Genomic DNA, 16,976 nt, shown 5'->3' on the forward strand with positions numbered 1-16,976 from the left:
TAACAGAGCCCACTCGACGCCTGCCACTGGTGGTCCAGACGGCGCGCCCCCGACCGTCCGCGTCGGGGCGGCCCCCATTGCCTCAGTCAGGCGGCCGTGGCGTAAACGCCAGCCAGTTGCAACTTGTATGAAGATGTCCTATTATTTCAATACAAGTACACCGTGTTTCTCCATCACGGGACGCATGGTGAAAAACAACGAAGACACGGGTTCAAAGGCAGTTCGACAGCCGCCTCCAGCAAACCATCCAATGCCAGCCAATTCCAGAAAACGCAGCAGCACCCAGCAACGCTCCACGCCGGGCGCCACCAGGCAGGAATCTACCGCCGGGCAGGCCGCCGCCTCGGCTGTCCCACCGCTACTCAATCGCGACAGTGCGACCGCGCTTTACATGCAGATCGCCGATCGTCTGCGCACGCAAATCGACGAGGGCACCTTCGCGACTGACAGCAAGCTGCCGGCCGAAAACGAACTGACGCGACATTTCGACGTGAGCCGCGTCACGGTGCGGCAGGCCATCGCGCAGCTGCTTACCGAAGGGTACGTGGTCAGCAAGCAGGGCAAAGGCACGTTCGTCTCGCGCAACAAGTTCGTGCACGACCTGAAACCAATGCGCGGCTTCTACGACGCACTCGTCGCGCAAGGCGTGGAACCGAAAACGAAGTTGCTGGAGTTCGGTCCGGTGGCGACGCCGGAGGCGATCAGGCAAGCCTTCGGCACAGACGAAGGCGAAGGCGAATGCTTCCGGCTAAAACGGCTGTATCTCGTCGACGGTGAGCCGATCGCCCTCGTCGACTCGTATCTCCCGCCGCAGGCGCGCGGACTCACCTGGGAGCAGGTCAACCGCAACCCGATCTACGTGCTGCTCGAAAGTCTGCTTTCCATGCCGGTCACCAAAGCGGAGATTCATATCCGGGCGCGCTCGGCCGGCGCATCGGTCGGCCAGGCGCTCGGCTTGTCGCCGCGTGCCGCGTTGCTCGTGATGGATCGTGAATCGTTCGGTGAGAACGGGATGCTGTGTGAGCGAACGTCGTTTTACATTCGCCCGGAAAACTATGAGTTCACGCTGAGCGTGCAAGGACCGTTGCCGGTCGGCTCGTCAATCAAGAACGTCAACGGCACTGCTGCGCACGATCACACGAAGTGACCGCGCGCAGCGGACGGCCGCATGCAACAGTCACGCGGCAACGCTTTCAAGACGACGCCAGACGCCTAGCGATGCGTAGGCTTCACATGTACCGTCGACGTGCCTGGCTGCCCTTGCGCGAATGTGCCGGACACGGGTTCACCGGCAGCGGCGCGCAGCACGGTCAGGGTCTTCGCTTGAGGATCGATCTCGACGAACGCGCCCTGCGGCACGACGTCCGTCACGTCGCAATCGAAACCCGCCAGCACCGAAATGTTGCCGAGCGCCGCGCCTTGCGCCAGGATCGGGTTCACGGTATTGAACACGATTGCCACCGGCGCCATGTTGCGCGACTGCATCTCGTGCAGCATCCACGCGCTTGCCACCCCGCCCTTCGCGGTATCCAGCACCAGTATCCGGCCAATGTACGACTGCCCCACGAGCTTGTGCGACGGGCGCGAAAACACCCCTTCCAGACGGTTCAGATCGTAACGGGCCGAAAAGCCGTCCTTGGCAACCAGCGCCTCGGCCGACACTTTGTTCCCGAGCGCGTGGCGCGCGGTCAACACGATTGTGTTCATGCGAGTTCTCCTGTCTCGGCTGCGTTCACGCACGCCTGCATCGAGGCGAGCATCGGGGTATAGCCGTAGCCGCCGAGAATGTTCACCAGCTTCGCGCTGTTGGTGGCGAGATTTTTCCAGCTCTTGGCTTCGGACATCTCGCGCGCGTACGACTGGTAGAAGCACATGCCCGCGAGCACCGTGCCGCCCGCGCTTTCGATGCGGCGTGTGTAGCCGAACCGCTCGGCGTCGGGCGCCACCTGTGGACTGGTAATGGCGAGCATCGGCACCTTGAAGGTACGGCCGTCGCAGATCTCGGCGAGCGCGCGCAGTTCGTAGAGGCTCAGTTGCGGCGCGGAAAACACCACCACGTCCACCTTCTTCGTGACCGCATAGCTGGCGGTGAGCGCTTCGATCTCCGCGCGGCCGACGCGATGATGCACCGGCAAGCTGTCGCCGCCGACGTCTGCTAGACGCATCGCTTCCGGCGTGACGCCGATCATGTGAAAGAGCGCGATCGAACCAAAGCTCGCCATCGCTGCGCCGAAATGCTTGAGCTCATCCGAAGTGGGCGCGGCTTCGATGCCTTCGATGACCGGCACCTGCCAATAGTTGCCGGCGAGACGGCCGATCACACCGCCGAGCGCCCCCCATTCATTGAGCGAGCGCGGCGTGAAATCGACACGAAAGCGCATCGTGGCCCGGCGCTTTTCGTCGAGGTGATAGCCATAGCGCGGCGTGCGCCCTGTGAGACCCGCGGAGAGCGCCGACGGACCGCCTTCGAAATTCGTGCGAGCGCCGCTCACCGAGTTCGAGTAGATCACCACGCCAGTGTCGCCGAAAGCGACGTGTTCGCCGCGCGTAGCCGCGAGCACAGTCTGATAGTTGATGCAGGTGTCGGTCATGCTGACGCCGAGCCGTTCGAACGCGTGAATCGTGCGGCGCTCCAGTTCGATCATCCAGTCGCGCTGGCCGAGTTCGTTGGCTTTCGAGAAATCGGTGCCGCGCGGATCGGTGATGGTGGGAATGCATACGGTGTGGCGGCCGTCACTGAGTTCGGAAAGCCGCTCGAGCCACATGACGCCCGCCTGACCGAGGCTTTCGGTGTCGGCCATGATGTGCGCCTGGGTGACCGGCACCAGATCGTGGGCACCAAAAAATTCGCCGACCTGCACTTGATGGCGCATGGCCATTTGCAGGACCTTGCCTTGCTCACCGTTGAGCATGGCTGTCTCTTCATCGTTCAGCAGCATGGGCAATCTCCGTACAGATTTCGTCACCAGGGCAAGGCGTGGGCATCGACACCTGCTGCGGTGCAGGTTCATGCCTATGCGTTGTTGTATTATCTTGTATTAATACAACAAGAACGAATACTAGCGACCTGCCTTGGCGATGTCAACATGGACGGACGGCGATTTCCGGACGGCTTCTCGACTGCCGGCTTTCTGTGCCGGCGTATAGCCGGATAAGCCCCATCGCCGTGCGGTTTCCAGCACCACCTTCGCGATTACGTTAGTTGACACGCGCAGAAGCCCAGCGATAGCATGCCTCTTGATGTATTGATACATGATCATACAACATCCTAGCCACTTGTCTCGTGGGGAGGCCAGCATTCATGGCATCCCGCTCGAAAACAGGCTCTAGCGGGACCGTTGCCACGCGCATCCGCTCCCCATCGTTGCCGATGGCGCGAATGCGCCTGCGCTCGCCGTTCACGACGAAAGACAAAGAAGAGGAGACACCGGTATGACCACCATCCATATCGTTGCGCTTGTCCTGCTGGTCGTCACTTTCGCAATCAGCCTGTGGCACGGCATTAACCTCGGACTGGTGGCCATTCCCGCGAGTTTCCTGCTGATGGAAATCGCGGGGGTCCCACAAAAGCGGGTATTTGCCGCCTTCCCGACGGATCTGGTTTTGCTGATTCTCGGCGTGATGTACCTGTGGAACCTCGTGCGCGATAGCGGCCTCGCCGAACTGATCGTGCACCGTGCCGTCGCACTCTCGCGCGGGCGCCCCTGGCTGCTGCCGTGGACGACCTGCACCCTCACCGCATTGATCTGCGCACTCGGTGCGCTGCCGATCGCCGCACTCGTCATCACGTTGCCGGTCGCGTTGGAGATTGCGCGTCGCGAAAACATCCGTCCCGCGTTAATGGGTATCGTGACCATACAGGGAGGCTGCATCGGCGGACTGTCGCCGTTCAATCCATGGGCCAAGGTAGTCATTGCGCAAGCGGCCAAAGGCGGCGTGACGCTGCTCCCCACGGAATTCTTTTTCTGCCAGTTCGCGCTCAATCTCGCTTTCGCACTGCTGGCCTTCTTCGCATTCGGCGGCGCTGAACTGATCACCCGCGCAAAGCCACGCGACGCGGCAGAACAAACGGTCCTCGCCGCGCCCGCCTCCCGATTGACGCTCACGTGGCCGCAATGGACCGCGCTTGCCGCGCTACTCGGCTTTATCGCGCTCGTCTTGACCCGGCATGACGTCGGCTTGAGTGCGTTCTCGATGGGCATCCTGCTCAATATCGCTGTGAGGGCCGACGCCCGCAGAGTCATCGCCGATCTGCCGTGGAGCATGGTCGTCATGATCTCGGGGATCCTGATGTATATCGGCATGCTCGAGACGGTCGGGGTGTTGCAGGCGATCGGCGAGCTCCTGCAAAGCATGGAGCAACAGTCGCTGGTGCGCGTGGGAATGACTTACCTCGGCACGCTCATGGCGAACTTCGAGGCGTCCTCGGTGGTGGTGCTCGGGCTCGTGATTCCGGTCGTGACACGCTCGCTCGCCCATGAGCCCTCTGCGTTGCTTGCGTCGATACAACTGGCGCTGTCGGCTACCAGCATCGTCGTGATCACGGCCAGCCCGTTTCATCTTGGAGGCAGCCTCGTGCTGGCGGAGCTGCACGGCGACGACAAGACCTTCAAGGACCTGTTGAAATGGACCGTCGCGTTGACGTTATTTCTCCCTCTGGCGGCGCTTCTGATCCGGTGAGCAGCGGGCGAACCCAGGTGAAATTCGGATGAGTTTCGGATGAAGAGCCGACGCGATTGGGTTAACCCTCATCAGCCGCCCGCTGCGTAAACCGCCTCGCAAGGGTACCGTTCGATAGAACTATATAGTTCTATCGTTTCTCTCCGATCAAGGTTCCTCTTCCGATGCAGTCCGCAGCCGCCAGCTCCGACATATTTGCCACGCTCAAGCGTCCCGACCGCAGCGGCGCGCCGAAGTACATGCGCCTGTCCAGCGTGCTGATGCAGGCCATCACCGACGGCCACTGGAAAGCCGGCGACAGGATCCCCGCCGAGGAAGAACTCGCGGTCATGACGCCCTTCAGCCTCGGCACCGTGCAGCGCGCGTTGCGCACGCTGGTGGATCAAGGCGTGGTGGTGCGGCATCACGGGCTCGGCAGCTTCGTCGCCGAAAACGATCTGCGCATGGAAGACCCGTGGCACTGCCGTTTCCTCGACACCGACGGTGTGAGCTTCCTGCCGGTTTATTCGAAGGTGCTGAGCCGCGAGCGCGTCAAGACACGCGGCGCGTGGAGCCGTTATTTTCCCGACGTGGGCGACAACCTCACGCTGATCACGCGCGTCATCAACGTGAATGGAGAATTCGACGTGCTCGTGCGCTTCTACATGAATAGCCGCATTCTTCCTCGCCTGTCCAAGGCATCGCTGCGCTCGCTCGATGGGCTGAACTTCAAAACGGTCATTGTCGGCGAATTGAACGTGCCGATCACCCGCATCACGCATGACGTGAGCCTCGTCAAATTCGACGCGGCCACGGCCGAGGTCATCGGCACGCGCAAGGGCGAAGCCGGTCTTTTCATGCAGGCCGCGGCGCTGATGGGCGAAACCGCGTGCGTGTACTACCAGGAGTTTTCCATTCCGACCACCGATCGCGTACTCAGTATCCCCGATCAGTTGCCGAGAATGGGTCAGCAATCGCGCTAGCTTTTTGCCGGGGCACGACACTGCCCCAAAAAATTTTGCCTGGCGAGAACTATAGTCCTACATAGTTAGAGGAACAATGAAAGATTCCCAGAACCTGCTCATCATCATGTCCGACGAGCACAACCCCAAGATGCTCGGCTGCGCGGGCAACGAGATCGTCGAGACGCCGAATCTCGACGCCCTCGCCGCCCGCGGCACGCGCTTTCGCTCCGCGTACTGCGCGAGCCCCGTCTGCATTCCGGCGCGCGCATCGTTCGCGGTCGGTAAGTACATCCATCAGATCGGCTACGCGGACAACGCCGACGCCTACGACGGCGACGTGCCGAGCTGGCATCACAAGCTGCGCGATCGCGGCCATAACGTGACGTCGATCGGCAAACTGCACTTCAAGCTGACGGGCGAGGACCACGGCTTTACGGAAGAAATCATTCCGATGCACATCATCGAGGGCAAGGGCGATCTGATGGGCCTCGTGCGCAGCGATCTGCCGGTGCGCAAGGGCGCGTACAAGATGGCGAACATGGCCGGTCCTGGCGAGAGCCAGTACACGTTCTACGACCGCGAAATCGCCGCGCGCGCCCAGGTGTGGCTGCGCGAAGCCGCGCGCAAGCACGCGGACAAACCGTGGGTGCTATTCGTCTCATTCGTCGCGCCGCACTTTCCACTCACCGCGCCGCCGCAGCATTTCTACAAGTACTACGACCGCGATCTGCCGTTGCCGAAGCTCTATCGCAAGGAAGAGCGGCCGACGCATCCGTATCTGGTCGACTATCGCGGCAGCTTCAACTACGACGATTACTTCGACGAGCACAAGCTCAAGAAGGCCTTGGCGGGCTATTACGGGTTGTGTTCGTTCCTCGACGAGAACATCGGCCTCGTGCTGAAGGCGCTGGAGGACGCCGGCCTCGCTGGCAACACGCGCGTGATGTACACGAGCGATCACGGCGACAACCTCGGCTCGCGCGGCATGTGGGGCAAATCGACGATGTTCGAGGAGGCGTCCGGCGTGCCCCTGATTCTGGCAGGCCTCGGCATCGAACCGGGCAAGGTGATCGATACGCCCGTGAGTCATGTCGATGCCTATCCGTTTATCCTGCGCTCGGTGGGCGAAACCGATCCCGCACTGACGGCGGGTTTCCCTGGCGTGTCGCTGGAGGACATCGCCGACGGCGCGAAGCCCGAGCGCAACGTACTGACGGAATATCACGGTATGGGCTCGGCCACCGGTGCGTTCATGATCCGGCACGAGCAGTACAAATACGTGTACTACGTGGATTACCCGCCGCAACTGTTCGATCTCGCCAGCGACCCCGAAGAACTGGAGGACCGCGCCGCCGACCCGCACCATGCATCCGTGCTACGCGAATGCCACGAGCGGCTGCTGAAGATTTGCGATCCGCACGACGTGGATCGCATGGTGCGCGAACGTCAATCGGAACTGCTGGCGGCCAATGGCGGACGCGAAGCCGTGATCGCGCGCGGCGACCTCGGCTTTAGCCCGCCGCCGGGCGCGCCGGTCATCTTCGACTGAATCGACTGCACACATCGGCACACGCGACACGCTGCGCGAACGAGAGCGTCGTCAAGAGCGCATTCCGTTCGCGCAGCGGGCAATTTCATGGCGGAGACATCGAAGTCCGGGTGCGCGCGGCTCATTGAGACAACATGCCGGTAAGGCAGGCGCGCCTCGCACTCAAAGTGAGGAACGTATGAACGTTTCGAATCAGAAATTCCAGTTCGCGTCCATCCTGTTCGTGTGTTGGTTCGCGATATTGCTCAGTTCCATTTTTCCTGGTTCTTGTGAGGCTACCAGCCTGCGTTCGGGGCGCTGACGCGCCGAGTTTTCCTGTGCTGCCCCTGCAACCGACGCGAGGGCTTTTCCGTTGTCGGTTGTTACAGCGATTCCAGGCTCGACCGAGCGGCATTGATTGCAGCCAAGCCATCGTTGATGGCATCTTTAAATTCACCAGCCGCCGCAGGTTTCATGACAATCCACATACCGTAATTTCGTTCGATAAGCGCACGGGCGGCAATGACTGCGCGCTCGCGCTTCGAACGTTCCTTGCGCGCATCCCGTACAGCGTAGATCGTTCCCACAACGCCACCAATTCCGAACAGCGCTGAAACTACGATCCCCCATATTGCAAGCTTCTGGTCAAATGTCATAGTTGACTCGTTCTCAGATACGTTCTAGCGTTTTCCGATCAATTCTGGCAACGCAGGACGGGCATAAGCGCCCCGTCCGACCGTGGTGGTTGAGGACGATACTTGAGGCGCGCATCGCCAGCCGCAGGAATGTCATACGCAGTCCCGTTGACACAAACTGCCGGATTCCCTTTTTCGTCAACCCCATATGCACGGCTGCGCTCTCAGGCACAGCGCCAGAGCCGCGAACGTACTCAACCCTCACCTGAGATGCCGTGGATGCCTGCTGTGCCTTCACCGTCTCTCGCGTCGCGTAGTCGGTCGTGACGGTATAGACGATGGTTGCAAGAGCAAGTACGGCAGTCAACGCGATCATCGCCCATTGCTGACGGCCTTGAGCTCTTCCGTTCTTTTCGGCCTGGACGATGATTTCGTCCAAACGGTGAGAAAGCCCGTTCATTGCCTCATTTGTTCGGTGCAGCATGGTTCGCTGATACAACTCAACGAGGCCCGGTTTGCTTGGCTCGTCACACAGCAATTTTTTCCTTGTCGCGCGACAAGAGCCGCTTTTCCTATTCCGCGAATACTTCCTGCAGGGTACGCAGGGTGTCCAACATCGCTTTATCGGCAATCGCGCCTTCTTTCTTTACCAGTCGCACCTTGTCTACCGCGCGAATCTGGTCCAGCAGGATCAACCCCTGTTTCCGCTTGAACGTAACGGGTATGCGAAACGGCGCAGGGCGACCCTTGGAAGTCATCGGCGCGACGATGACCGTTCGCAGATGGTCGTGCATTTCAGGCGGCGATACCACTACACAGGGCCGCGTCTTTTGGATCTCGCTACCTGGCGTCGGATCGAGCGCAACGAGCCAGACTTCGCCGCGCACTACCATGCAAGCTCCGCATCGTCGGCGTTGCCAAACTCACCCATCGCCAGCGCGTCGTCACCACTCTCAGCAAGCGCCTTGCTCGCCTCAGCCCAACCTTCGCGAGCCTTGTGCCGAGGCCGACGCAGCACAAGCGCGTCGTTTTCAACTTCCATTTCCACTTCGTTCTCCAGTCCCAACTGCGCGAGGACGGGCTTTGGAATCAGGACGCCCTGCGAATTACCCATCCTGCGAATCGTCGTTTTCATGAATCCACCGTAAGCACAATGTTATACCGTCGCTCAAAAGCAAGTCAACACAATGTTATTACATTGGACGCTACATGTCACCACTGGATTACAGGCCATCGTGGATTGCGGCGAGCGCCGCTTTCATGTCGCTGTCGGACACTTCAAGATACGGCGCCACATGGTCGAGATGCGAATGACTGAGCAGCAACTGCACCGTGTCAAGGGAATGACCCTGTGCTACTACGCGGCTCGCGAACGTCCAGCGCCCGCTGTGGCTGCTGTGTCCCGCACCAAGACCAGCGACACGGTATAAGCCGGTGACATAGCTTTGAAGGCTGTCGGCCGCGAGGTATTCGACCGTCTCGCCATCAAAGTTTACGCGCCGCTTAGCGCTCAATTCCAATGCGCCGCCTTTCTGCGTGAGAATCAGCCGCGTTTGGGGCATGAGGCCGCGATATTCCTTGCGGTCCAAAGCAGCGCCCGCACCGCGTTGATAGCGCCATTCAATGTAGCGGTCGAACGCATCAATGGTGCGCTCGTGCGACAGCTAGATACATCGAGGACGGCAACCCTTCGTGATCGAGCCTCGCAAGCTAACTTCTTCGCGCCTCGCCCCCGATCTGGCGAGCACATCGCGGATTTCAATGCGCGCGATTTCTGTGACACGCATACCACATGTCACACCGAGTAGAAGTATTAGAGTGTCGCGTTCGGGGAATCGGCTGGTCGCTTCGGTGACTCGAAGCAGGTGGCGAAATTTGGCGGGGGTAAGGACTTTAGCGCGTTTGGGTTCCATGTTTCCTGTCTCGGAATACGCTCGAAAATCGAGCCTGTTACAAGAGAGAAAACGCATGGCGCTCCTTTCCAGTATATCGCCCGCCGTGTATGACTTCCTCGGAAAACCCGGTGGCACAGCAGCGCGCCCAATAGCATCGGTCCAGCGACGTTACGGTCGGACACTATCAGGACGGCGATCGCTTTCTCGTCGCGACTTTGGGTACAGCGCGGCGATGCTTTTGGGTCTCGATGGAGGGTAGCGGGCGCTTCCGCGTCGCCGCCTGGTTCGCGACAACGGTCGCGAGTTGCAATCTCAATGCGTCGAGTTCCTTGGCGTATGCCGCATTCGAACTGCGCAGCGCTTCCAGATTCCCGTCCACGACGCCTGTGCGATGACGCGCGTCCCCAAGCTGGGTCTGCAGTGCCTGGATTTCCGCCCGGTGCCGCGTGTCACTCTGTTCCGCCTTGCGCGCGGCCGCCTCCAGTTCCTTCTGGAGGCGCGCGCTGGCAGTCCGCTCACGCTCGATCTCGAGCAGCGCCCGCTTCTCGGCCGCCCGTAAACGGTCTTCCGCGAGCTCTGCGCTGCTCCGTAGTTTGTCGAGTTCAACCGAAAAATCCGCCCTCGCCTGCACCAGTGCCCGGTCACGCGCACCGATCTCATCCTGCTGTCGCGCGATTTCAGTCTCGAGCGCCTGACGCGTCGCCTCTCCGGCGGCCTGCGCCTGCTCAAGCTCCTGAATGTGCACCTGCGCCGCCAGCAACGCGCCGGTGCGCTGCTCGAGTGCCGTTTCGGTCCGCACGAGCTCGGCCTGCAGTGACGCTACCTCGTTGCGCGCGCTGGCCTTCTCCGCCTCGGCATCCGTCCGCAGTACCTCGAGCGCCGCCTGCGCTGATGTGGTGGACTTCGCCCACAGCGACGCGACCAGTTCCCCGGCAGCCGCCTGCAACTCCGCCGGCAGATCGGGATGCTCGATCCGCACCCTGCTCTTCTCGCGCAATTCAACCCAGAACTCGCCGAGCACCTGAGTCGGCGTACTCATGCTGCCGCGCTTCACCAGCTGGTACAGCCGGTTCGCGGTCGGCGTAATGCCGAAGCGGAAGAACAGCAGCGCGCAGACTTCGCGGTACAGCTCGCGGGTCTTCGGGAATGCGACCTTCAGGCGGTCGATTTCGGCGGCGAGGCGGGCTTCGTCGGGCAGGACGTCGGACATGGGGGCGGCTTTAGTGAAATTCAAGTAATAATATAACGTACACCGTCAAATATCCAATTCATGTGCTGGATAATTTTGACATTATGGCTATAATGTTGATATTTAATACGTCGCTTGTTACAGCAAACGCACGACACCCCGATCGACCTCAAAACATCCCATGACCGCCCTGCTGCTGCCTCCGCAGCCCATCGAAAACCTGACCATCCCGTCTGGACTGGACGGCAGCGACGGCAAAAATCGCGCAACGAGCGGCATCGCCCAGATTGCCGCCCGCAATGATCTTGCCGCGATCCGTGCGTGGCTCGCCCGCTTCGTCGATACGAAAACGACCTTCGACAACTACCGCAAGGAAGCCGAACGCCTGCTGCTGTGGTCCGTCCTGCAGATGGGCAAACCGCTTTCGTCGCTGACCCACGAGGACCTGCTGGTCTATCAACACTTCCTCGCCGATCCGCAACCCGGTGCGCGATGGACGGCCAGTGGCGGGCGCAAGCATCCACGGGGCGATCCGCGTTGGCGCCCGTTCTACGGCCCACTCTCTTCCACCAGCCAACGCCAGGCGATGGTGATTCTCAACGTCCTGTTCTCGTGGCTGGTGCAGGCGGGCTATCTGGCCGGCAATCCCTTATCGCTGGCGCGTCAGCGCGCACGGCATGCAAAGCCACGCATCACACGCTACCTGTCGCCCGAGCTATGGTTTGAAGTCAAAACGTATATCCAGGAGATGCCCGCCGAGACGGCCCGTGAGCGCGAACATTACGCGCGCGTGCGCTGGCTGTTCACCCTGCTCTATCTGGGCGGCCTGCGGATTACAGAAGTGGGCGAAAACTCGATGGGCCGGTTTTTCTGCCGCCGGGATGCAAACGGCGAGGATCGCTGGTGGCTGGAAGTACTGGGCAAAGGCGGCAAGGAACGGCTGGTGCCGGCCACGTCGGAAATAATGGCGGAGCTCTCAGCCTACCGTCGCGAACGGGGACTATCGGCATATCCGTGCCAGGGCGAAGACACACCGCTGGTACTGCCGATCGGGCGGTCGCTCAAGCCGTTGACGCGCGCTGCGCTGCGCTGCATCGGATTGTGAAGGAGGTTTTCCGTGGCGCTGCCGACGCGCTACGCGCTCGTGGCGAAACACATGCGCCACGAGCCGATCAACTTCAGCAGGCGTCAGCGCACTGGCTGCGGCACAGCGCAGGGTCGCATATGGCGGACCAGCAGGTCGATTTGAGGCTTGTGCGTGACAACCTCGGGCATGCGTCGCTCACGACCACCAGCCAGTATCTTCACGTGGACGACGATCGTCGTCATCGCGAAACAGATGAAAAGCACCGCATTGACTGGTAGTCCAGACGGCTGAAGCTCGGCCAAAGTTGACGGTCGCCAATCTGGCGCTGCACGGCAACTGAAGAACGCTTTGCCGACATTCACAAACGGGCGCCGGTGAATGTCAGCTTTCACAAATGTGAGTGAGTCTTCCCGGACCTTTGCTGCCGTACAGTTCCGCGCAGTTGCCATGGCCGTTCCCAAGGGTAAAGCAGCCATTCGTTATCCTGGCTCGACGAACGAACCTCGGCTTCTATAAGGGCGATTTGCTGTTGCTCGACGTGTGAGCGGCGGCCGGGACGGCCCGCAGCGCTGGCGCGCGAGGGCGTGCCCTCAGGCCTTCTTTACGTAGGCGCTGCACCAGCCCTTGGCGCTGACCCGCTTGCCACCGAAGATCGGACACGGGCCCGAGGTGTCGCCGGTCTTGCCCTGATAGAGCTGGCAGTTCGCGCAGTCTTGGCCGGCCTGGTACTTCGCGAACTTGGCCTTGTCCACCTGAGTGGCGTCTGCCTTGTAGCCAAGCGATTGCGCGGTGGGATCGCTCTCGGAAACCATGGGCGCGTCGGCCTGTGCCTCGTCGACGAAGATTGAGGTCGAGGCGAGCGAGGCGGCGGCGATGATGAAACGGCGGCGTGAGCAATGCATCGTGTGACTCCGTTGAATTGAGAGGCCGGTTGGCGCGCGCGGCGCCGGCCATCGGAGAGACCCTGGTCAGGGCTTCCGGTTGATACCGGCAAGATACTTCGCGACGGTTTCCACCTGATCCTCGGGCAGCGGGGCGCCATAGGCCGTGCGCATTTTTTCGACTTCTTCCTTCCATCGTTCCATCGACAGCGGCGGCTGGCGCGTGATCATGCCCGCGGAATGGCAGATCATGCACTGCGTGTTCGCAATGTCCGCGCCCGCGCCGGGAGGGAGGACGTTGTGGCTGTCGGGAAACTGGACGCTGACGGTGCGGTTTAACGCGGCGGCGAGCGCGGCGGGCTGAGGGGACTGTGCGTCCGCGCCGGCCACGGCGGCTGTCGCCAGAAGGGCCAACAAGGCCCAGGTTCCACGTTTCATGGCCTGCTCCTCAGGTTGCGAGCACAGTCATCGATTCGATGACGTTGCGCATGTAGCCGCCCGGATTCCAGTTCGCGACGGCGGGCTGGGCCAGGCCGTCCGCGTTGGTGGCCCTGACCTTCAGCGTAATCGGACCAGGCCTGGGCGTAAGACGCATCTCCCATTGCCGGAAGCTGTATTTGCCATGGTCCGGGCCGAGGCGTGCGCCGGACCACGTCGAGCCGCCGTCCTGCGTCACCGCTACCGCGCGCACGCCTGTGTTGCCCCCAAACGCGATGCCGCGGACCGTCAGCGGTGCCGCAGCGTGCACGTGCTGGCCGTCGATCAGATTCGTGATGAACGAGCGGGGCAGCATGTGGCTGATCGGCACGAAGCGGACGCCCGTTTGGCCGGGCTCCATGTTGCCCGCCGGATTGTCGGGAACCAGATAGGCCTTGGCCATCCAGTAGTTGTCGTCGGGTTGTCCGAGGACTTCGATGTCGCTCAGCATCTTGACCCAATAGGTCGAGTACCAGCCAGGCACGATGAGGCGGACGGGAAAGCCGTTTAGAAGCGGTAGCGGCTCGCCATTCATCGCATAGGCAATCATCACTTCGCCGTCGCGCGCGTGGTCGATCTGCAGCGACTTCATGAACATCGGCGTAGCGGGGATCACGCCCGTATCGAGACCGTGAAAGCGTACGGCGACAGCACCCGCCTTGACGCCGGCACGATCGAGCACGTCGCGTAGCCGCACCCCGGTCCAGACCGCGTTGCCCATGGCGCCGTTCGCCCATTGTCCCCCAGGAACGCGCGGCGAGAAAAAGCCGCGCGAGTTGCCCGAGCACTGGTTGACCGCCGTCAGATGCACGGGCGTGAACTTCGTCACGAGCTCATCGAGCGACAGCACGAACTCATGGTCGACGAGTCCGTGGACGCTGATCCTGAACGCCGCACCGTCGATCTGGTTCGGGATGTTGGCCAGATGCCAGCGCACGTAGAAGCGATCGTTCGGCGTGGTGAGGCCATGGTCGAACACGGCGAACGGCGTTTCGAGCAACGGTGGACGGGTGCGCTGCAACAACAAGCCGTGCTTTTGTGGAAAGGCGTCTGTCAGCTCGCGTTGTCCGCCGGCGAAGGGCAGGTCAGCGAATCCACCTGCGGGAGCGGCGCGGACTGCCGCCGAAAGGGCGCTCGCGAGACTCCCTGCAGCGACGCCGCGCAAGATCGTGCGGCGGCGGTCGCTGACGTATGGGGACGCTCTCTTCATTGTCTTCTCCTGCGGATCGTCCCGGCTGACCGGGGTGTCGAGGGGATCTTGGGGAGTGAGCACGCTGGTCGTACTGGCTGGGCGATCTCGGTGGAACTGGACCTCGACCTATGTCTGCTCGTCTCAGTGTAGGTGGCGGGAAGATCGTTTTGCAAGACCGGCATTGGGCACACATGAGGGAGCGGTGGCCCAACTGTGACACGCAGGACGCGCGTGCGTCATTGCGGAACGCGCGGCCTACGCTTGACGGATGGACGATGTGCAGAATCCTCAATTCCCCGGGGATGAAAACCGTGAGAAGCGGTGCCTTCATGCGCCGTAGTTGCGCGGCCGCTCCAGGTCGACGACGGTCTCGCCGCCGTTTTCGAGAAGCACGCCGCCGTCCCGCTGCAGCGTCTTGAGCGCCTAGCTGGCAACCTGGTCGCGGCCGCCCGGGTACAGCAGCGGGTTGAACAGGCACGCGATGCAGAGCCCGGGACGCGGCGTCGCATCGAACCGCGTTGTTGTCCGACAAGCACGACAAGGCGCTTTTCTCGCGTGATACCGGTGTACTTCACCAATCGACTCGCTGAACAGTGTGTTCGTGCGCCTCACCATCGATCGGCCGAGTCGTGCAAGCTCATGTGTCTCCAATGCGACAGACCGATGTTGAAAGCAGAGAAGCCATTCGATTGACCGTGCTATCCACAAATTCAATGACCGGAGATGGCCGCACAGGGTCCCACACCCCAGCCACGGCGATGGCCTCGGCACGGCATGCAAAGAGGTAAGTCGACCCAGAGCCGGACTTTCCCGCTGCCTGCCGGCTGGCCGCAAGCCGCCGCCCTGTTCCAGGGCTGGCGTTACTCATCCCCACGGATCAGGGTTGGCGTCTGCCGCGGCCACCAGCGGGTTTGCCAGCCGGCTTACCTGAGCCCGCAGCTGGCTTGCTGGCGGGTTTGCTGCGTGGCTTTTGCTCGCTGAATGGGTTACCCCTGGACAAGCCTGTGCCTTTACCCGTGGCCATTGCGCGCTGCGCCGCAGGCTTGCGTTTGTTTTCGCCACTTTGCGGGCGCGGTTTTTTGCTGAGCACCTGCATGGCGCCCGGCGCAGCTTGCGGCACGTTGGGCTTCTTGGGCTTTTTGGGTTTCTTGATGATCTGGCCCGTCGCGCTGGTTTGCGGCACGCGGTGTTCGGCTTCAAAACCCGGCTCTTCTTCACGGGGCAGCGTTTGCCGGATCAGCGCTTCAATCGCGGCCAGTTGCGGCGCTTCATCGGCACACACAAGGGACACCGCCACGCCGCTGGCGCCCGCGCGGCCGGTACGGCCAATACGGTGCACATAGTCTTGCGCCACGATCGGCAGATCAACGTTGATCACCAGCGGCAGGTCGTCGATATCCAGCCCGCGCGCAGCCACATCGGTGGCTACCAGCATATGTACTTCGCCCGTCTTGAAGCGCTCCAGCGCACGCAGGCGCGCGGGTTGCGGTTTGTCGCCGTGGATGGTGTCGACCGCATAGCCCGCTTCATCCAGCATGGCCGCCAGGTAATCCACGCCATTGCGGGTTTTGACGAAGACCAGCGCGTGCTCCCAGTTGTTCTCAGTCACAAGGTGCATAAAGAGGTCAGGCTTGTTCCTTTTATCCACCGGCACCACCCACTGCCTGATCTTGCTGGCCGTGGCATTGGGCGGGCTGACGCTGATATTGACCGGGCTGCGCAGAATGCCCGCTGCCATGGCGCGGATATCATCGGTAAACGTGGCAGAGAACAGCAGCGTCTGGCGCTGAGCGGGCAAGGAGGCAAAGACGGCATTGAGTTCGCGCGCAAAGCCCAGATCCAGCATGCGGTCGGCTTCATCCAGCACCAGCGTTTGTACTTGATCAAACCGCACTGCGTTCTGGCGATTGAGATCTAGCAAACGGCCCGGCGTGGCAACGAGCACATCCACACCTTTGCGCAACTTCATCATCTGCGGGTTGATACTCACACCGCCGTAGGCGGCCAGAAATCGTAAATCGAGGCCTTTACCGTAATCGATAAAGCTTTGCAGCACTTGTTCAGCCAGTTCACGCGTGGGCACCAGCACCAGAACACGCGCGCGGTTGCTGGACACCGCCGGGCCGTGTTGCACCAGCCGTTGCAACAGCGGCAGCGCAAAACCCGCCGTTTTGCCAGTGCCGGTTTGTGCCGCAGCCATGACGTCCTTGCCACTGAGCACAGCAGGAATCGCTTTGGCCTGCACCGGCGTAGGTGTCTGGTAATTGAGGTCCCGCACATTACGCAGCAAGGGATCGATCAGGCCAAGCGAGGCAAAAGACATTGGAGTATTCCGGGCTAAAACCGGAAATTCTAGCGGTTACTGCCTGATTGCGCCGCGTCGGCAAGCTGTACTACGAGACACCGATGAGCAGCACTGCCGTGAGCGCCAGCCCAAATTGCATCAACAGCAAACGCGCCACTGGCCG

General features: G+C 61.5%; 16 protein-coding genes and 1 pseudogene. 5 read left to right on the forward strand and 12 right to left on the reverse strand.

Going from position 1 to position 16,976, the window contains the following annotated elements; genetic code table 11:
• Positions 1 to 250 precede the first annotated feature (250 nt).
• Positions 251 to 1,147 carry a GntR family transcriptional regulator gene (locus RI103_RS35130; RefSeq protein WP_310818673.1) on the forward strand — a complete coding sequence of 299 codons (897 nt, stop codon included), beginning with the start codon at positions 251 to 253 and terminating at the stop codon, positions 1,145 to 1,147.
• A gap of 65 nt (positions 1,148 to 1,212) precedes the next feature.
• Here the strand turns inward: RI103_RS35130 and RI103_RS35135 are convergent, their stop codons facing one another.
• A complete protein-coding gene (locus RI103_RS35135; RefSeq protein WP_310818674.1) occupies positions 1,213 to 1,707 on the reverse strand; it encodes an aconitase X swivel domain-containing protein in 495 nt (164 codons plus the stop codon).
• On the reverse strand, positions 1,704 to 2,939 hold the full coding sequence (locus RI103_RS35140) for an aconitase X catalytic domain-containing protein (RefSeq protein WP_310818675.1): 1,236 nt from the start codon (positions 2,937 to 2,939) through the stop codon (positions 1,704 to 1,706). Before RI103_RS35140 ends, RI103_RS35135 begins: the two co-directional genes overlap by 4 nt.
• A gap of 493 nt (positions 2,940 to 3,432) precedes the next feature.
• On the opposite strand from RI103_RS35140, the gene RI103_RS35145 reads away from it, so the two are divergent.
• The 3 genes from RI103_RS35145 to RI103_RS35155 all read left to right on the forward strand — a co-directional run bounded on the left by RI103_RS35145 (position 3,433) and on the right by RI103_RS35155 (position 7,173).
• Positions 3,433 to 4,680 (forward strand): SLC13 family permease, encoded by a 1,248-nt coding sequence (locus RI103_RS35145; protein ID WP_310818676.1) that lies wholly within the window; start codon positions 3,433 to 3,435, stop codon positions 4,678 to 4,680.
• A 164-nt stretch (positions 4,681 to 4,844) separates the two neighbouring features.
• Positions 4,845 to 5,642, forward strand: a complete 798-nt coding sequence (locus tag RI103_RS35150; protein ID WP_310818677.1) for a GntR family transcriptional regulator — start codon at positions 4,845 to 4,847, stop codon at positions 5,640 to 5,642.
• Positions 5,643 to 5,718: 76 nt separating this feature from the next.
• Entirely contained in the window at positions 5,719 to 7,173 is a 1,455-nt protein-coding gene (locus tag RI103_RS35155) for a sulfatase-like hydrolase/transferase (protein ID WP_310818678.1), read from the forward strand.
• A 362-nt stretch (positions 7,174 to 7,535) separates the two neighbouring features.
• Here RI103_RS35155 and RI103_RS35160 read toward each other — a convergent pair whose 3' ends face one another.
• The 6 genes from RI103_RS35160 to RI103_RS35185 all read right to left on the reverse strand — a co-directional run bounded on the left by RI103_RS35160 (position 7,536) and on the right by RI103_RS35185 (position 10,892).
• A complete protein-coding gene (locus tag RI103_RS35160; protein WP_310818679.1) occupies positions 7,536 to 7,808 on the reverse strand; it encodes a hypothetical protein in 273 nt (90 codons plus the stop codon).
• A 13-nt stretch (positions 7,809 to 7,821) separates the two neighbouring features.
• Positions 7,822 to 8,271 carry a hypothetical protein gene (locus RI103_RS35165; protein WP_310818680.1) on the reverse strand — a complete coding sequence of 150 codons (450 nt, stop codon included), beginning with the start codon at positions 8,269 to 8,271 and terminating at the stop codon, positions 7,822 to 7,824.
• Between the two features lie 88 nt (positions 8,272 to 8,359).
• Positions 8,360 to 8,680 (reverse strand): type II toxin-antitoxin system PemK/MazF family toxin, encoded by a 321-nt coding sequence (locus RI103_RS35170; protein WP_310818681.1) that lies wholly within the window; start codon positions 8,678 to 8,680, stop codon positions 8,360 to 8,362.
• Complete coding sequence (locus RI103_RS35175; protein ID WP_310818682.1) at positions 8,674 to 8,922, reverse strand: AbrB/MazE/SpoVT family DNA-binding domain-containing protein; 249 nt, start codon at positions 8,920 to 8,922, stop codon at positions 8,674 to 8,676. Before RI103_RS35175 ends, RI103_RS35170 begins: the two co-directional genes overlap by 7 nt.
• Before the next feature lie 88 nt (positions 8,923 to 9,010).
• A complete protein-coding gene (locus RI103_RS35180) occupies positions 9,011 to 9,376 on the reverse strand; it encodes a hypothetical protein (RefSeq protein WP_310818683.1) in 366 nt (121 codons plus the stop codon).
• A 490-nt stretch (positions 9,377 to 9,866) separates the two neighbouring features.
• Positions 9,867 to 10,892, reverse strand: coding sequence for a DNA-binding protein (locus tag RI103_RS35185; protein WP_310818684.1), 1,026 nt, complete (start codon positions 10,890 to 10,892; stop codon positions 9,867 to 9,869).
• Between the two features lie 160 nt (positions 10,893 to 11,052).
• Between RI103_RS35185 and RI103_RS35190 the strand changes: the two are divergent.
• Positions 11,053 to 12,236 (forward strand): annotated as a pseudogene (locus RI103_RS35190) (tyrosine-type recombinase/integrase).
• A gap of 312 nt (positions 12,237 to 12,548) precedes the next feature.
• On the opposite strand, the gene RI103_RS35195 reads toward RI103_RS35190, so the two are convergent.
• The 4 genes from RI103_RS35195 to RI103_RS35210 form a co-directional block, all read right to left on the reverse strand.
• Positions 12,549 to 12,860, reverse strand: coding sequence for a high-potential iron-sulfur protein (locus RI103_RS35195; RefSeq protein ID WP_310818685.1), 312 nt, complete (start codon positions 12,858 to 12,860; stop codon positions 12,549 to 12,551).
• 66 nt (positions 12,861 to 12,926) lie between these two features.
• Positions 12,927 to 13,277, reverse strand: coding sequence for a cytochrome c (locus RI103_RS35200; protein ID WP_310818686.1), 351 nt, complete (start codon positions 13,275 to 13,277; stop codon positions 12,927 to 12,929).
• A gap of 10 nt (positions 13,278 to 13,287) precedes the next feature.
• On the reverse strand, positions 13,288 to 14,526 hold the full coding sequence (locus RI103_RS35205; RefSeq protein ID WP_310818687.1) for a molybdopterin-dependent oxidoreductase: 1,239 nt from the start codon (positions 14,524 to 14,526) through the stop codon (positions 13,288 to 13,290).
• 859 nt (positions 14,527 to 15,385) lie between these two features.
• Positions 15,386 to 16,831 (reverse strand): DEAD/DEAH box helicase, encoded by a 1,446-nt coding sequence (locus RI103_RS35210; RefSeq protein WP_310818688.1) that lies wholly within the window; start codon positions 16,829 to 16,831, stop codon positions 15,386 to 15,388.
• Positions 16,832 to 16,976 lie beyond the last annotated feature (145 nt).

Origin of the sequence: Paraburkholderia sp. FT54 (assembly GCF_031585635.1) — a bacterium.
Lineage (GTDB): Bacteria > Pseudomonadota > Gammaproteobacteria > Burkholderiales > Burkholderiaceae > Paraburkholderia.

What these genes read in the sequence shown, in the direction of transcription:
- RI103_RS35155 (WP_310818678.1), top strand. Translation starts at nt 5,719, where the DNA reads ATGAAAGATTCCCAGAACCTGCTCATCATCATGTCCGACGAGCACAAC.
- RI103_RS35210 (WP_310818688.1), bottom strand. Translation starts at nt 16,831, where the DNA reads ATGTCTTTTGCCTCGCTTGGCCTGATCGATCCCTTGCTGCGTAATGTG.
- RI103_RS35205 (WP_310818687.1), bottom strand. Translation starts at nt 14,526, where the DNA reads ATGAAGAGAGCGTCCCCATACGTCAGCGACCGCCGCCGCACGATCTTG.
- RI103_RS35140 (WP_310818675.1), bottom strand. Translation starts at nt 2,939, where the DNA reads ATGCTGCTGAACGATGAAGAGACAGCCATGCTCAACGGTGAGCAAGGC.
- RI103_RS35175 (WP_310818682.1), bottom strand. Translation starts at nt 8,922, where the DNA reads ATGAAAACGACGATTCGCAGGATGGGTAATTCGCAGGGCGTCCTGATT.
- RI103_RS35130 (WP_310818673.1), top strand. Translation starts at nt 251, where the DNA reads ATGCCAGCCAATTCCAGAAAACGCAGCAGCACCCAGCAACGCTCCACG.
- RI103_RS35165 (WP_310818680.1), bottom strand. Translation starts at nt 8,271, where the DNA reads ATGCTGCACCGAACAAATGAGGCAATGAACGGGCTTTCTCACCGTTTG.
- RI103_RS35160 (WP_310818679.1), bottom strand. Translation starts at nt 7,808, where the DNA reads ATGACATTTGACCAGAAGCTTGCAATATGGGGGATCGTAGTTTCAGCG.
- RI103_RS35195 (WP_310818685.1), bottom strand. Translation starts at nt 12,860, where the DNA reads ATGCATTGCTCACGCCGCCGTTTCATCATCGCCGCCGCCTCGCTCGCC.
- RI103_RS35145 (WP_310818676.1), top strand. Translation starts at nt 3,433, where the DNA reads ATGACCACCATCCATATCGTTGCGCTTGTCCTGCTGGTCGTCACTTTC.
- RI103_RS35200 (WP_310818686.1), bottom strand. Translation starts at nt 13,277, where the DNA reads ATGAAACGTGGAACCTGGGCCTTGTTGGCCCTTCTGGCGACAGCCGCC.
- RI103_RS35135 (WP_310818674.1), bottom strand. Translation starts at nt 1,707, where the DNA reads ATGAACACAATCGTGTTGACCGCGCGCCACGCGCTCGGGAACAAAGTG.
- RI103_RS35170 (WP_310818681.1), bottom strand. Translation starts at nt 8,680, where the DNA reads ATGGTAGTGCGCGGCGAAGTCTGGCTCGTTGCGCTCGATCCGACGCCA.
- RI103_RS35185 (WP_310818684.1), bottom strand. Translation starts at nt 10,892, where the DNA reads ATGTCCGACGTCCTGCCCGACGAAGCCCGCCTCGCCGCCGAAATCGAC.
- RI103_RS35150 (WP_310818677.1), top strand. Translation starts at nt 4,845, where the DNA reads ATGCAGTCCGCAGCCGCCAGCTCCGACATATTTGCCACGCTCAAGCGT.